Consider the following 15339-nt stretch of genomic DNA (forward strand, 5'->3'; position numbering starts at 1 on the left):
GCCGATCCCGGGGACCGACGTTATCGACTCGCGGGGAAGGTGGCCAGCCCTGGTCAGGCGGTGACCGTCACACCCCGGGCCGCCGACTCTCGCGCCTTCGTCAGCAGGCGCAGCGTCGTGACGGCGTCGCGCGGGTCGACGGGGACCGGCGCGCCGTCGAGCAGCGCGGCGGCCATGGCGGAGTAGAACGCCGGGTATGCGCCGGGCGCGGTCGGCACCGGGGCGAAATCGGGCTCCGCGCCGAGTACGCCCCAGCGGTCGGCATCGACTGTGCCCCAGGATGAATCGTCGTCCGGGCGGCGTCCGGCCCGCAGCGCGTCCTCCTGCGGGTCCAGCCCGTAGGTGACATACGCGGCTTCGGACCCGAGCACCCGAAAGCGCGGTCCGAGGTGCGGGGCGACGGCGCTCATCCACAGGTGGGAGCGGACACCGCCAGTGTGGGTCAGCGCGACGAACGCGTCGTCGTCGGTGGTGATCCCCTCGCGTCGCCGGTCCAGCTCGCAGTACACCGAAGCCACCGGTCCGAACAAGGTCACGGCTTGGTCCACCAGGTGGCTGCCGAGGTCGAGCAGGATGCCCGCGCCCTCCTCGTCCGTGCCGACCTCCCGCCAGCCGCCCTTCGGCACCGGACGCCACCGCTCGAACCGCGACTCGAACCGCCGCACCCGGCCCAGCCTCCCGGTCTCGACCAGCTCGCGCACCGTCCCGAAGTCGCCGTCCCAGCGCCGGTTCTGGAAGACCGACAGCGCCAGGCCGGAGCGTTCCGCGCGCGCGACGAGGTCCTCGGCGTCGTCCGCCGAGACCGCGAACGGCTTGTCGACCACCACCGGCAACCCGGCCTCGAGGGCTTGCCGGGTCAGCGGCGCGTGGGTGTGGTTGGGCGTCGCGATCACGACCAGATCTATGCCGCGCGGCGCGGCGAACAGCTCTTCGGCATGCGGCACCACGCGCACGCCCGGGTGTTCGGCGCGGGCGCGTTCGGCGCGCTCCTGCGAGGAGGTGACCACGGCCGCGACACGCATCCGAGGCTCCGCCGCGATCAGCGGAGCGTGGAAGACCGACCCGGCCAGACCGTAACCGAGCACGGCGACGTCGAGGATGCTCATGCCCCCGACGCTACCTCGCCGGTCGCTGCGCCCGGCGGCGCCACGTACGCGCCGGTCCGCCGAGTGAGAGCGCTTCCGATCGGCGCGGACCAGTCCGCTGATTCCTGCGGTCCTTGGGTCGCCGTGCGAGATCGGCGGCTTCGATCCATGCTGTTCGGACGTCGAGACCGTACCGGGACACAGCCCCCTCAGCGCCGCGATGCGGCGGAATACTCCTGTTCGGGCCGTCCCGTGGTGCCGTAGCGCAAGCTCATGCGCACCGTGCCGCTCGCCACGAGCCCGGCCAGGTAGCGCTGGGCAGTGGCCCGGGAGACGCCGATGGCGGCGGCGACCTCGCCTGCGGACAGGGGCGTGTCGGCAGCGAGAATCGCTTGCAGCACCGCGTCTTTGGTGGGCGAGGACACGGCAGCTGACGGGCTGGCGGAGGCCGTGGGACGCAGTGCGTGCAGCGCGGCGGACACCCGGGCGTTGTCGACCTGCGGCGCCGCGAGAATGCGCCGGTACCGGGCATAGGCGGCCAGCCGGGTGGCCAGATCGGTGTGCGGAAACGGCTTGACGAGGTAGGCCAGCGCGCCCGCCGCGATGGCGGCTCGCACGGCCTCGCTCTCCGTCGACGCGGTGAGCATCATCGCGTCGCAGCGGATCTCGCGGACGAAATCGATGCCGGATCCGTCCGGCAGGTAGACGTCCACCAGCGCCAGGTCGATCGGCTCCGCCGCGACCAGTTCCCGCGCGGACGCGAGGGTGTTGGCGGTGCCCGCCACCGTGAAACCCGGTATGGACCGCACGATTCCGGCATGCAGGTTCGCCACCCGGAAGTCGTCGTCGACGACGAGGACGGTCAAGGTCGGCGCGGCCATGCGACCTCGCTTTCCACGAGCACACCGGGGATGCGGGCGATGAACTCCGCGCCGGTGAGCGGGGGCGGGCCGCCGCCGGGGCTCGACAGGCGCACGTCGCCGCCGTGGGCGCGGGCGATCTGGCGGATCAGGGCGAGGCCGACCCCGCGCCCGCCGGGTACGCCGCGGTCGTCGCGGGTCGAGACCCCTTCGGTGAACAGCGTGTCCACCAGGCCGGGCGCGACGCCGTCGCCGGTGTCGGCGACGGTGATGTGCAACGTCGAATCCTCCTGCACCAGTTCGACTTCCACCTGCCGCACCGCCCGGTCCCCGGCGCGGACGGCCTCCATGGCGTTGTCCAGCAGGTTGCCGAGGACGGTCGTCACGTCCACCGGATCGGTGAGGCTGCCCTCGACCCAGGTGTTGGGGCCGAGTACGAGTTCGACGCCGTTCTCCCTGGCGTGCGCGGCCTTGGCGGCAAGGAATGCCTGCAGGTACGCGTCGTGGATGGCGTCGATGCCCGGTGTCGCCGGGCCGAGCGGGCCCGCACCGATCAGTTCGTCGACCGACCGCGCCGCCTCCCCGACCCGCCCGCCGTGCAGCAGTCCGCTGATCAGGTGCATCTTGTTGGAGAACTCGTGGCGCTGCGCGCGCAGCACCGTGCTCATCGACTGCACCGCGTCCAGTTGCCGGGTCAGCGATTCCACGTCGGTGCGGTCGCGCACGGTGAGCACCGCGCCGAGATCGCGCCCGTCCCGGACCACCCGCCGTGCGGAGACGATGACGATGTTCGCGCCGACCGTCGCCGAGGCGGGCTGCTCGTCGAGGTCGCGAAAGACTTCCAGCACGCGGGGCGTCAGCCCGAGTTCGTCCACCGGACGCCCGATGTCCGGCGCGACACCGAGCAGCCTGCGGGCCTCGTCGTTGACGAAGGTGGTGCGCCACGACGCGTCGACCGCGAGCACGCCGCCGCCGATACCGTGCAGCACCGCGGCCTGGCCGCGGACCAGTTCGGCCAGCTCGTCCGGTTCCAGCCCGAGCGTGAGCCCGCGCCACCGGCGAGCGAGCAGGATCGATCCGGCGATGCCGACCGCGAGCGCCACCGCGACCAGCGCGCCCGCGGTGCGCAGGTCGCCGAGTAGTTGATCGTGCACCGCGTCGGTGGCGATGCCGACGCTGACCGCGCCGACCACACGGTCGGAACCGGGTGCGAGCACCGGGACCTTCGCGCGCACCGAGTCGCCGAGCGTGCCGCGTTCCTCGGTGATCGACTCGCGGCCCGCGAGCGCCTCGGACGGATCGGTACTGACGTGCTCGGCGAGCCGTCCGGCGTCCGGATGCGCGAGGCGGATGCCCGCGTCATCGGTGATCACGACGAACAGCGCACCGTTGCGCTGTGTCGCGTCCACCGCGAGCCGCTCGAGCGGACCGGCGGCCAGCTCCCGGCGCACGCCGGGATCGTCGGTGATCGCCCCCGGCGCGTACCTCCCCACCTCGGCGCGCACCACCGGATCGGCGGCGACGGTGCGCGCGACGGCCAGCGCGCGCTGGCCGTAGGCGTCGCGCAGTCGCTGGTCGCTGAGGTAGCCGAACACCGCGAACGCGACGCCGAGGGTCAGCGCGACGACCAGGATCTGCGACAGCAGAACCTGGGTCCGCAACCGCACGGCCCGCGCGCCCTCAGTGGCCATGGGCGCAGCATAGGCGCGAATTACCGCGCGCGGGGAGCGTGAGCAGAATGCGCAAAACCTGCGAATCCCGCGTTTGTGGCGGTTGTGCGCACAAGCTCCGAGGTGTGACCGGGGCCACGTACGTTCGCCCTACCCGATCTCGCAGGAGTAGGAAGCAATGACGCAATCACTCATCGAGCTGCGGAGCGCGACCAAGCGCTTCCCCGGCACCGGCGGTGGCATCCACACCGCCGTGCGCAATCTGAACCTCACGGTGCGGCCCGGCGAATTCGTCGCCGTCGTCGGCCCGACCGGATGCGGCAAGTCCACCACGTTGTCGCTGGTGTCCGGGCTGGAACCGGCCTCGGCCGGCCGGACGCTGGTGCGCGGCCAGGACGTCGACGGCATCCCGGACGGCATCGGCTACATGTTCCAGCAGGACGCGGTGCTGCCGTGGAAGAGCGTGCTGGACAACGTCGCGCTCGGCCCGCGCCTGCGCGGCGCGTCGAAAGCCGAAGCGCGCGCGACGGCGTCGGGATGGGTGCGCAAGGTGGGCCTGGCCGGATTCGAGAGCTACTACCCCCACCAACTGTCCGGCGGCATGCGCAAGCGCGTGGCGCTGGCGCAGACGCTGGTCAACGAGCCGGAGATCCTGCTGATGGACGAGCCGTTCAGCGCGCTGGACGTGCAGACCCGCCAGCTCATGCAGGACGAACTGCTGCGGGTCTGGGCGGGCACCAACGCGGCGGTCATCTTCGTCACGCACGATCTGGAGGAGGCGATCGTGCTGGCCGACCGGGTAGTCGTGATGACCGCGAGCCCGGCCACCGTCTGCGGGGACTTCCCCGTCGGCTTGGCGCGGCCGCGCAGCGTCGAGGAGGTGCGCCTGACGACCGAGTTCCGCGACATCTACCAGGAGATCTGGCAGACGCTGCGCGATCAGGTCGAGGCCGCCCGCGCGAAGGGAGCCTCCCGTGTCGCATGACGTGCTGGCGCCCGACGCCGCCGCGCCGGTGGTGGAGAACGAGACCGAAGAGCAGATCCTGGCCAGGGTGCGCACCACCGCGCGGCGCGCACGGGTCCGCACCTGGGGCCTGCGCGCCGCGCTGGTGGCGCTGTGGCTGGGCGCGTGGGAACTCACCGCCACGGTGTGGATCGATCCCTTCTTCTACTCCAAGCCGTCGCTGATCTGGGCGCGGTTGGTGGAATGGTTCACCGAGGGAACTCAATTCGGCTCGATCTGGCTGCAGATCTACACCACCGTGCAGGAAGCCGTGCTCGGTTTCGTGATCGGCACGGTGGCCGGCGTCGTGCTGGGCGTGCTGCTCGGCCGCAGCCGGTACTGGGCCGAAGTGCTCGCGCCGTTCATCAAGGCGCTCAACGCCGTTCCGCGCATCGTGCTGGCCTCGCTGTTCATCATCTGGTTCGGGCTCGGGCTGAGTTCCAAGGTCGCCACGGTGGTGGTGCTGGTGTTCTTCGCGGTGTTCTTCAACGCGTTCACCGGTGCGCGCGAGGTCGACGGCAACGTGATCGACAACGCCCGCATTCTCGGCGCGAGCCGCAGGCAAGTGCTGGTGTCGATCGTCCTGCCCAGCGCGACCACCTGGATCCTGTCCAGCCTGCACACCGCCTTCGGCTTCGCGCTGATCGGCGCGGTCGTGGGTGAATATGCCGGTGCCAGTAAGGGTTTGGGCCTGTTGATCAGCAACGCGCAAGGCACGTTCGACTCGGCGGGCATCTACGCGGGCATGATCGTCATCACCGTGATCGCGTTGATCGCCGAGTGGGGGATCGGCATGGCGGAGAACCGGTTGCTGAAGTGGCGGCCCTCGCAAGCGACCTCGAACCACGGGATCTGATCATGAGGTATCGCAAGCAACTGGCGCTCGTGGCCGTCGCGATCGCGGCACTGCTGACCGTCACCGGATGCCGGGACTCCCGCACCATTCCGATGGCCGACGGGCGGCCGCAGATCACCATCATGGTGGGTGGCCTGGAGAAGGTGATCTATCTGCCCGCCATGCTCACCCAGCGACTCGGCTTCTTCGAGCGCAACGACATCGACGTGAGATTGCTCGGTGAGCAGTCCGGCGCCACGGCCGAGACCGCGCTGCTCACCGGCGATGTGCAGGGGGTGGTCGGGTTCTACGACCACACCATCGACCTGCAGGCCAAGGATCAGTGCATCCGCTCGGTGGTGCAGATGTCCGATGTGCCGGGCGAGGTGGAGCTGGTGTCGAAGGCGGACCCGGACATCACCTCGGTCGCCGACCTGCGCGGCAAGAAGCTGGGCGTGACCTCGCTCGGTTCCTCGACCGACTTCCTCACCCAGGCGCTCACCGGCCAGGAGGGTATGACGACCGCCGAGTACACCCGGGTGAAAGTCGGTGCGGGACAGACCTTCATCGCGGGCATGAACCACGACGGCATCGACGCGGGCATGACCACCGATCCCACCGTGGCGCAGATGGTGAACTCCGGGGAGGCGCGGATTCTGGTCGACATGCGCACCGAGGCGGGCACCCGGGCCGCGCTCGGCGGGCTGTACCCGGCGACGTCGCTGTACATGAACTGCGCCACGATCGACGCCCACCCGGACATCGTGCGCAAGCTCGCCGCCGCGTTCGTGCAGACGCTGCAATGGATCCGCACGCACACGCCCGAGGAGATCGCCGCGAAGATGCCGCCGCAGTACGCGAGTGCGGGCAAGGACCTCTACGTCCAGTCGATCCGCGACTCCATCGGCATGTTCAACGGCGACGGCCTGATGAAACCCGAAGGCGCGCAGAACGTGCTGGACATTCTCGGCAAGTATTCGAAGAACGTGCGTCCCGTGCGCGATCGCATCGACCTCTCGGAGACCTACACCACGCGGTTCGTGGAGGAGGCGTTGCGCGCGCCGCGCCAGTAGGTCGGTGACCACCGCCGAGCCGCCCGAAGCCCAGCTGCGCTCGGGCGGCTCGGCCGGTCAGTGCTCGAAGACGCTCACGTCACCGGGTTCGGTTTCGAGCGCCTGCCGGTCGAACACCAGCAGGGCGAGGAAGAACACGCCGCCCGCAACGACCAATCCGGCCACGATCACGACCGGGACGACGGCGTTCGACGGCGTCACCAGGACGAACAATGCGACGGCCGACCACACCAGCGCGCCGAGGGCGACCGGCAACTCGAAGCGCCCGAGGTCGAACGCGCCTTTCCTGCGGTCCAACCGGCGGCGCACCGCCAGGTAGAGAACGACCGTCGAGGCGTAGATGAGGGCGGGCAGGATCGTCGACGCCGTGATCAGCTCCAGTAGCGCGTCGCCCGGCAGGGCGATCATCAGGACCACACCCAGGAGAAAGATCAGGATCGTCGCCGGGACCGGCGTGTGCGTGCGCGGGTCGACCCGGCGCATCAGCCGGTGGGCGGGGAAGCGCGCGTCGCGTGACATCGCGAAAACCAGCCGCGAGCACGCGGCCAGCACCACCATCCCGGCGCCGAAGAACGCGAACGTGATCGCCGCCAGTAGCGTCCGCTCCATCACCGGACCGAGCTGGTCGCGCATGATCGCCGCGACCGGCGAGCCGCTGGCACTGATGCGGGGGATGTCGTCGATCGCGACGGTGAGCGCGATCAGGAACAGCAGCCCCAGCACCCCGGCGGCCACCACCGATCCCACGATCGCGCGCGGGACGCTGCGATGCGGGTCCTCGGCCTCTTCGGCGAGGTTGGCCGCCGCGTCGAAGCCGACCAGCGTGCCCAGGCCCATGAGCATGGCGAGCATCAACCCGCCGCCGACGGTGAAGTAGTCGGGAGCGTTCTCGGTGACGCCCCGGGAGGCGAGGTTGCCGGGGTCGCCTCTACCGGTGATCACCACCGCGACGACGAGCGCGATCGCCAGCACCACCACGAGCCCGAGTTCGAGCCCCACCGCGCTGGTGTTGATCATGCTGACCAGGCGCGTCGAGGCGATGGCCAGCACCGCCTGGACGAACAGCACGATGAGCGTGATCACCCGTGCGGTGTCCTCGTCCGGCTCGATGCCCGCGAGCGGCATGAAGGCCTGGCTCGCCAGCGCGTTGTCGACGGCCACCACGGCGATCGCCAGGTAGCAGAAGGTCACCCACCCGAACCACCAGCCGATCCTGGGGTTGGCCAGTCGCGACGCCCACTGGTAGGAGGAGCCGCTGAGCGGGATGCGCGCCGCGAACTGCGCGACCACCAACGCCACCAGCGCCTGCCCCACCGCCGCGACGATCCAGAGCCAGATACCCACCGGACCGGCGTTGCGCAACACGTCGTCGTAGGTCGCGAAGATGCCGACCGCCACCGAGATGAACGCGAACGAGATCGCGAACACCTGGAAGGAGCCGAGGGTCCGTTCCAGCTCCTGCCGGTAGCCGCCGGCCTCGACGGAATTCTCGTCGGCCCGCGAGTGCGCCGAAGCTCGCGCCACCTTCGCCACCTCACCTTCGACAGAAGCGGTGTAGCGACCCGGAGGTCGATCGGGAAGGTCATCAGGTTCGGAGATTGTGGCGACCGGTCTGCCCCCGATCATCCCTTCCCACCTGGGCGATGTCACTGCTCCTTCGCGGAACTAAGTTCCGGAGCCGCTGCTGATCTTCTCAACCGTGGAGACACCGCAGCATAGACCGACATGAGAGTTGGTCCCACAAGCCGGTGTACGCCACGGTGGCCGAGGTGCGCGTGCATTATCTGATCGGATTCGCCGGGCTGGCGTGCTTCCTGCTGCTGGCATGGTTGCCCAGTACCGACCGCCGCGCCGCCGCCCGAAGGCTGCCGCGGATCGCGGTCCTGTTGCTCCTGCAGATCGCGCTCGGTTTCCTTTTGCTGAAAACGGGGATCGGGGGGACCGTGATCCGGGCGGTCAGCGACACGTTCGCCCATATCCTCGGCTACGCCGCACAGGGTACGGCGTTCGTGTTCGGCGACCTGCCCAGCGTCGGCGGCAGCGGGCCCGCCTTCCTCTTCGCGGTCCTGATGCCGATCGTGCTCGTCTCCGCGCTGATCGGCATCTTGCAGCATCTGCGGGTGCTGCCGTTCGTCATCAAGTACCTCGGCCTGCTGCTGGCGTGGGTGAGCGGCTTCGGCAAGATCGAATCGTTCAACGCGGTCGCCTCCGCCATCCTCGGTCAGTCCGAGGTGTTCATCTCGCTGCGCGCCATGCTCGACGACATCCCGTCGCAGCGGATGTACACCTTGGCGGCCTCGGCGATGTCGACGGTCTCGGCGGGCATCCTCGGCGCCTACATGCAGCTGATCGACCCGAAGTACGTGATCGCGGCCATCGCGCTGAACATGCTGGGCGCTTTCGTGGTGTGCTCGCTGATCAATCCCTACACGGTCACCGCCGCCGACGATGCGCGGCTGCTCGGCGAGGAGATCTCCGACAGCCGCAAGGCGCAATCGTTCTTCGAGATGCTCACCGAATACATCTTGGTGGGTTTCAAGGTGGCCTTCACCGTCGCGGCGATGCTGATCGGATTCATCGCCCTGCTGGCGATGATCAACGGAATCTTCGCCGCCCTGTTCCACGGCACCACGTTCCAGGATCTGATGGGCCACATCTTCGCCCCCGTCGCCTGGCTGACCGGCATCCCGTGGGAGGAGGCGGCGGCCGCGGGCCGATTCATGGGCACCAAGCTGGTGTCCAACGAGGTGGTCGCCATGCAGGAGCTGAACCGGCAACACGGGGGACTGTCCGACCGCACCGTCGCGATCGTGTCCACCTACCTGGTGTCGTTCGCGAACTTCTCCACCATCGCCATTGTCACCGGCGCGGTCCGCAGCCTCAGCGAGAAACAGGGCAGTGTCATCGCCCGCAACGGGCTCCGCCTGCTCTACGGCGCCACCTTGGTCAGCTGCCTGTCCGCCACCATCGTCGGGCTCTCGAGTTGAGCCCCTTTCGATCCACTTGTCCGGCCCTGCGGGTTCCGTGTCTTCGAGGACATGTCCGCGCCGGCTCGAGACCGGGCTCCTGAACGCAAGCGGCGACGTCGCGGTCGCGGTATCGGACCGGGCACCGATGCTCGACGTCGCCGGCCCGGTGCAGGTGCCGCACCGGGCGAGCGCCGTCTTCGATTCCCCTCGCCCGGCGGAGTTCCGCGACATCGCCGTGCCGCTCGGTGTCGACGGTGCGCCGAGCGGGTGCGGCCGGTTCAGCCGGTGGCTTCCTCGGCCGCCCGCAGTTCGGCCTTCCACTGCCGGAAGCCCTCCTCGGTGCGGCCGCGGCGCCAGTAGCCGGAGATCGACGACGCCCACTCGGCCGAAACACCGCGGTCCTTGCGGACATAGCGGCGCAGATCTTGCATGACCGCCTGCGCTTCACCGTGAATGAAGACCTGGACCTGTCCGGGCGCCCACGGTGCCGCGCGGACGGTTTCGGCGAGCACCTCGCCGGGCGGCCGGACGCCGCGGTGCAGCCAGGTCAGCTCGATGCCGTCCGGCTTCTTCAACGGCAGTTCGTCGTCCGGACCGGCGACCTCGACGAACGCCAGCCCGGTCGCGTCGCCGGGCATCGCCTCGAGCGCGGCGGCGATGGCGGGCAGCGCAGCCTCGTCACCGGCCAGCAGATGCCAGTCGGCGTCCGGGCGGGGGGAGTACGCGCCGCCGGGGCCGTAGAGGTCGATGGTTTCGCCGGGCTCGACCGCGGCTGCCCACGGTCCCGCGATGCCCTCCGCGCCGTGGTAGACGAAATCCGCCGCGATCTCCCCGGCGACGGTGTCCACCGACCGGACGGTGTAAGTGCGGACCACCTCGTCCCCGTCCTGCGGGAAGATGAACTTCACATACGAGTCGGTGAACTCGCTGGGCCGGAACGCGGCGAAGCCGGGGCCGCCGAGGTGCACCCGGATCAGGTGCGGGGTCAGCCATTCCGTGCGTTGCACCGTGAGGGTGGTGCGGGGACGTGCCAAGGGAACCTCCGATAAATGTTATTAGGATTGCCTTACTTACCCTACTCGTGTTCGGCTCAGGGTGCGGCCAACCGCTGACGGCGCGCCGTGTGGGCGAGAGGATGATGCCCATGACGCAGTCCGTGCCGACACCGACCCACGCCGTGCAACAGCGCTACCGCGATCCTCGACCGGTCGAACCCGCGCAGTGGAATCAGGTCCTGCAAGTGCTGCACGAACACCGCTCGGTGCGCCGCTACCTGTCCGATCCGGTGCCCGATGCCACGCTGCGACTGCTGATCTCCGCGGCGCAGTCCGCGCCGACCTCGTCGAATCTCCAGGTCTGGAGCGTCGTCGCGGTGCGCGACCCGCAGCGCAAGGCACGTTTGGCCGCGCTCGCGGGCGACCAGGCCCACATCGTGCAGGCGCCGGTGCTGCTGGTCTGGACGGCCGACTTCGCCCGACTGCGCCAGCTCGCCGAAGACCGGAGCGCGCCGCTGGAGGGCGCGGACTACCTCGAGTCGAGCTACGTCGGCTTCATCGACGCCGCGCTGGCGGCGCAGAACGCGGTCGTGGCGGCGGAATCGCTCGGACTCGGCACCGTCTACATCGGCGCGCTGCGCAACAAGCCGGAAGAAGTCGCCGCCGAGCTGGGCCTGCCGCCGCAGGTCTTCGCCGTCTTCGGCTTGGTGGTCGGCCACCCCGACCTCGCCGAGGACGCGCGGGTGAAACCGCGTCTTCCGCAGGAAGCCGTCCTGCACCGGGAAACCTACGATCTGGCCGCGCAGCGGGCGCACGTGGCCGAGTACGAGACCCGGATCGCGGAATTCTATGCCGAGCAACAGCTCGCGCATTCCTGGACCGAGCGTGTGCTGGCCCGGCTGGCCTCGGCGGCGGCGCTCAACGGCAGGCACCGGCTGCGCGAATCGCTGACCAACCACGGCTTCCGGTTGCACTGACCCGCCTCACGCCGCGACCTTCTCGGTGAGCAGTTCGAACGATCGGGCGCGATCCTCGATGTCGTAGACCAGCGTGTTGATCATCAGCTCGTCGGCCCGTGTCCGCTCGAGCAGGTCCGCGAGCTGGCCGCGCACCGTCTCCGGCGAGCCGAGCACCTGCCCGGCCCTGCGCTGCCGGATGAACGCGCGCTCGTGCTCCGACGGGCGGAACGCGGCCGCTTCCTCCGGCGTGGCCAGCGCCTGCGGCGTGCCGCGCACCAGGTTCAGGAAAGCCAGGTCGCGTGGACCGGCGAGAGCATCGGCGCGCTCGTCGGTGTCCGCGCAGATCGCCGCGACCGCCACCATCGCGTGCGGGCGCTCCAGCTGCTCCGACGGCCGGAAATGCTCGCGGTAGAGCGCGAGCGCGGGCTCGGTGTTGTCTGGGCTGATGTGGTGCGCGAAGGCGAACGGGAGCCCGAGCACCGCGGCGACCTGGGCGCTGTAGCCGCTGGAACCCAGCAGCCAGATCTCCGGTTCCTCGCCGCGACCCGGCGTCGCGGCGATGCCGCCGGGATCGGCGCCGCGGAAGTAGCCCAGCAATGCGGCCAGTTCCTGAGGGAACGATTCCGCCGACAGACCGTCCGCGGTCCGTCGCAGCGCGCGGGCGGTCGCCTGGTCGGTGCCGGGTGCGCGTCCGATGCCGAGGTCGATCCGGCCGGGATGCAGCGCGTGCAGAGTGCCGAACTGCTCGGCGACCACGAGCGGCGCGTGATTGGGCAGCATCACCCCGCCGGAGCCGACCCGGATGGTCGAGGTGGCGGCGGCCAGGTGGGCGAGCAGGACGCTGGGCGCCGAGCTGGCGATGCCGGGCATGTTGTGGTGTTCGGCGACCCAGAAGCGGTGGTAGCCCAACGCCTCGGTGCGCCTGGCCAATTCGGTGGTCGCGTCCAGCCCCTCACGGACGGTGCGGCCGGACTGCACCGGCGCCAGATCCAGTACGGACAGCGGGACGTCGATCATGGGTCTCCTCCACAGTGGCGATCTCCACTGCCAACGCCGCCCGTCCCCGGTGTATTTCGCCCGGCCGCCTCAGCCGCGTGCGATCGCGCGGAAGACCTCGATGGTCTGCTGCTCGTCCTGGGTGGTGCCGTGGTCGCTGAGCTTCACGATGACGGTGCCGCTGGGCGGATCCACGTAGACGTACTGGCCGTACACGCCGACGGCGGTGAGGTCGGCGCCGTCCCCGCCGGGCGGGTGCCACCATTGCGCGCTGTAGGGCCAAGCGCCCACCCGGTGCGGCGCCGGCGTGCGGATGCGGTCGATCCAGGCGGGCGGCACGATCTGCGCGTCGCCTGCCCGCCCGCCGTCCAGCACCAGCCGGCCGATCTTGGCGAAATCGCGGGCGGTCGCGTTCAGGCAGCAGAACGCTTTCTCCTGGCCACCGGAGCGATCGAGGTTCCACAGCGCGTCGTCCTCGGCGCCGATCGGCCCCCAGATGTCGCGCTCCAGCAATTCGGCCAGCGGCAGGCCTTCGACCCGCGCCAGCGCCATGCCCAGCAACTGGGTGTCCACGCTGCGGTACTCGCCCGCGCTGCCCGGCGGGAACCGCAGGCCGTGCTGGTCGCGGACGAATCCGGCCAGATCCTCGGTGAGATACATCCGCGCGGTGCCCGTCAGCGGCAGATACTTGTTGTAGTTCTCCGATACGTCTACCCCGGAGGCCATGTCCAGCAAGTCGCGGATGGTGATGCTGTCGTACTCGCCGCCGGTGGTCAGCTCGGGCAGGATCCGCACCAAGCGGTCGTCCTCGGTGAGTTTCCCCGCCGCGACGGCGCGGCCGGTCAGCAGCGACACGATGGACTTCACCACCGACCACGAGGACTGGCGGGTGGTCGCGGTGAAGCCGTCGCGATACCACTCGTGTGTCACAGCGCCGTCGCGCAGGACGAGGAACGAATTTGTGTGCGTGGTGCCGAGGAAATCGGACATCGAGAGCTGCGTGCCCTTCCAGGGCACCTGTTCGGGCAGCGGCCGTGGTGCTCTCGGGAGGGGACGCGGGGCGGGGGAGGCGGCCACCGTCCGGCTCTCGAACAGCGCGCCCTGCGCCGATGGCGGGTCGGTCAGCAGGCGCAGCAGTGTCGGCGGCGACGGGATGTGCAGGACGGTCGCCGTCGCGAACGCCGCGCCGACCAGGACGACGACGATCACGGACAGGACGACGACGGCGCGCAGCGCGAAGCGGCCGGGTCGCCCGCGCCGGGGCGATGCTTCGGTCATGACGAAAGCCCATCGGTAGGGGATCCGATGATGGCACGCCCGACGCCGCTCCGGTAGGTCCGCACGGCGGCGGCGGTCGGCCCGGAGACGACGCGCGAGCCGGCCGGGCGGTAGCGTGACCCCCTGGGCCGGGCGACCGGCGCCGCTGCCCAGCGAGGGAAGGACCGCAGTATGACAGCCTCCGACCGTCACCTTCAGGACGCGGGACCCGTGGATCCGGCGGACGGCGGGGACTCGGAAGGCTACGCGCGGGGCCTGAGCCCGCGCACCATTCAGATGATCGCCATCGGCGGCGCGATCGGCACGGGCCTGTTCTACGGCGCGGGCGGCGCGATCGAGCAGGCAGGCCCCGGCCTCATCCTCGCCTACCTGGCGGCGGGCCTGGCCATCTTCGTGATCATGCGGGCGCTCGGCGAATTGCTGACCTACCGGCCGATCTCGGGCAGTTTCGCGGAGTACGCGCACGAATTCCTCGGCCGCTTCGCCGGTTTCGTGACCGGCTGGTCGTATTGGGCGGTGTGGGTGGCCACCTGCATGGCCGAGATCACCGTGGCGGGCAAGTACGTGGAGTACTGGTTCGACATTGCGCCGTGGGTCACCGCACTGGTCGTGCTCGCGGTGATGTTCTGCGCCAACTTGATCTCGGTGCGGCTGTTCGGCGAGGGCGAGTTCTGGTTCTCCACCATCAAGGTGACCGCCATCGTCGGCATGATCCTGCTCGGCATCGGCGTGCTGCTGTTCGGTTTCGGTCACGCGCCCGACCCCACCGTCACCAATCTGTGGGCCGACGGGGGCGTGTTCCCCAACGGTCTGGGTCAGTCGCTGCTGGTGTTGCAGATCGTGCTGTTCGCCTACGTCGGTGTGGAGTTGGTCGGCGTCACCGCGGGGGAGGCGCGCGAGCCCCGCAAGACGCTGCGCAAGGCGATCAACACGCTTCCCTTCCGGATCGGCCTGTTCTATGTCGGCGCGCTCGTGGTGATCATGGCGGTGTCCAGCTGGCGCACCTTCCACGCGGGCAAGAGCCCGTTCGTGGAGGTCTTCGAGCAGATCGGCATCCCGGGCGCGGCGGGCATCGTCAACTTCGTGCTGCTCACCGCGGCATTGTCGTCGTGCAACTCGGGGATCTACTCGACCGGCCGGATGCTGCGCACCCTCTCGCTGCGCGGCGAGGCGCCCGCCGGGCTGAGCAAGCTGAGCGCGAACGCGGTGCCCTACACCGGGATCATCGCGTCCGCGGCGGCGATGGTGATCGGCGTGGTGGTCAACATCATCTCCCCGGACAAGGCGTTCGCCTACATCACCTCGGTGTCGACCATCGGCATCATCTTCGTCTGGGGCGTCATCCTGGTCTGTCACCTGCTCTACCGGGCCAAGGTGGCCCGCGGCGAGTTGCCCGCGAGCGACTACCGGCTGCCCGCCGCGCCCTACACCACCGTGCTGGCGCTGGCGTTCCTCGGGCTGGTGGTCGTGCTGCTGCTGTTCACCGACAGCGGGCGCACCGCGATCGTCGTCGGCGTGGTGTGGGCGGCGCTGGTGTCGGCCGGGTACCTCGCGCTGCGCAAGATCGGTAACTCCAGCACCGCGACCGACCCCGTGCGCACCAGCTGACGGGCGGC

13 protein-coding genes are annotated in these 15339 nt (G+C 69.9%); 6 read left to right on the forward strand and 7 right to left on the reverse strand.

What is annotated here, in order from left to right; genetic code table 11:
- Positions 1–53: 53 nt before the first annotated feature.
- The 3 genes from ON29_RS12240 to ON29_RS12250 form a co-directional block, all read right to left on the reverse strand.
- Complete coding sequence (locus ON29_RS12240) at positions 54–1106, reverse strand: Gfo/Idh/MocA family protein (RefSeq protein ID WP_040866347.1); 1053 nt, start codon at positions 1104–1106, stop codon at positions 54–56.
- Positions 1107–1294: 188 nt separating this feature from the next.
- Positions 1295–1966: a response regulator gene (locus tag ON29_RS12245; RefSeq protein WP_040866348.1), complete on the reverse strand. Its 672-nt coding sequence runs from the start codon at positions 1964–1966 to the stop codon at positions 1295–1297.
- Positions 1948–3636 carry an ATP-binding protein gene (locus ON29_RS12250; RefSeq protein ID WP_174371812.1) on the reverse strand — a complete coding sequence of 563 codons (1689 nt, stop codon included), beginning with the start codon at positions 3634–3636 and terminating at the stop codon, positions 1948–1950. The genes ON29_RS12245 and ON29_RS12250 overlap by 19 nt, the downstream gene beginning before the upstream one ends.
- 157 nt (positions 3637–3793) lie before the next feature.
- Between ON29_RS12250 and ON29_RS12255 the strand changes: the two genes are divergently transcribed.
- The 3 genes from ON29_RS12255 to ON29_RS12265 are packed head-to-tail and all read left to right on the forward strand — an operon-like array spanning position 3794 to position 6526.
- Positions 3794–4600 (forward strand): ABC transporter ATP-binding protein, encoded by an 807-nt coding sequence (locus ON29_RS12255; RefSeq protein WP_040866349.1) that lies wholly within the window; start codon positions 3794–3796, stop codon positions 4598–4600.
- On the forward strand, positions 4590–5474 hold the full coding sequence (locus ON29_RS12260) for an ABC transporter permease (RefSeq protein WP_040866350.1): 885 nt from the start codon (positions 4590–4592) through the stop codon (positions 5472–5474). Before ON29_RS12255 ends, ON29_RS12260 begins: the two co-directional genes overlap by 11 nt.
- Before the next feature lie 2 nt (positions 5475–5476).
- The gene (locus tag ON29_RS12265; RefSeq protein WP_040866415.1) at positions 5477–6526 is read left to right on the forward strand and encodes an ABC transporter substrate-binding protein; all 1050 of its coding nucleotides are present in this window, start codon (positions 5477–5479) and stop codon (positions 6524–6526) included.
- A 57-nt stretch (positions 6527–6583) separates the two neighbouring features.
- Here the strand turns inward: ON29_RS12265 and ON29_RS12270 are convergent, their stop codons facing one another.
- Entirely contained in the window at positions 6584–8050 is a 1467-nt protein-coding gene (locus ON29_RS12270; protein WP_040866416.1) for an APC family permease, read from the reverse strand.
- 224 nt (positions 8051–8274) lie between these two features.
- Between ON29_RS12270 and ON29_RS12275 the strand changes: the two genes are divergently transcribed.
- Positions 8275–9513, forward strand: a complete 1239-nt coding sequence (locus ON29_RS12275) for a NupC/NupG family nucleoside CNT transporter (RefSeq protein ID WP_373283873.1) — start codon at positions 8275–8277, stop codon at positions 9511–9513.
- A gap of 260 nt (positions 9514–9773) precedes the next feature.
- Here the strand turns inward: ON29_RS12275 and ON29_RS12280 are convergent, their stop codons facing one another.
- A complete protein-coding gene (locus ON29_RS12280) occupies positions 9774–10529 on the reverse strand; it encodes a siderophore-interacting protein (RefSeq protein ID WP_040866351.1) in 756 nt (251 codons plus the stop codon).
- Between the two features lie 110 nt (positions 10530–10639).
- Here ON29_RS12280 and ON29_RS12285 point away from each other — a divergent pair, with 110 nt between their 5' ends.
- Complete coding sequence (locus tag ON29_RS12285; protein ID WP_040866418.1) at positions 10640–11467, forward strand: NADPH-dependent oxidoreductase; 828 nt, start codon at positions 10640–10642, stop codon at positions 11465–11467.
- 6 nt (positions 11468–11473) lie between these two features.
- Here ON29_RS12285 and ON29_RS12290 read toward each other — a convergent pair whose 3' ends face one another.
- Together ON29_RS12290 and ON29_RS12295 are read right to left on the reverse strand one after the other, a co-directional pair.
- Entirely contained in the window at positions 11474–12466 is a 993-nt protein-coding gene (locus ON29_RS12290; RefSeq protein ID WP_040866352.1) for an LLM class flavin-dependent oxidoreductase, read from the reverse strand.
- A 69-nt stretch (positions 12467–12535) separates the two neighbouring features.
- Positions 12536–13723 carry a serine hydrolase domain-containing protein gene (locus ON29_RS12295; protein ID WP_040866353.1) on the reverse strand — a complete coding sequence of 396 codons (1188 nt, stop codon included), beginning with the start codon at positions 13721–13723 and terminating at the stop codon, positions 12536–12538.
- A gap of 171 nt (positions 13724–13894) precedes the next feature.
- Here ON29_RS12295 and ON29_RS12300 point away from each other — a divergent pair, with 171 nt between their 5' ends.
- The gene (locus ON29_RS12300) at positions 13895–15331 is read left to right on the forward strand and encodes an amino acid permease (protein WP_051175131.1); all 1437 of its coding nucleotides are present in this window, start codon (positions 13895–13897) and stop codon (positions 15329–15331) included.
- The last annotated feature ends 8 nt before the right edge of the window (positions 15332–15339 follow it).

This window comes from Nocardia exalbida NBRC 100660, from assembly GCF_000308575.1.
Lineage (GTDB): Bacteria > Actinomycetota > Actinomycetes > Mycobacteriales > Mycobacteriaceae > Nocardia > Nocardia exalbida.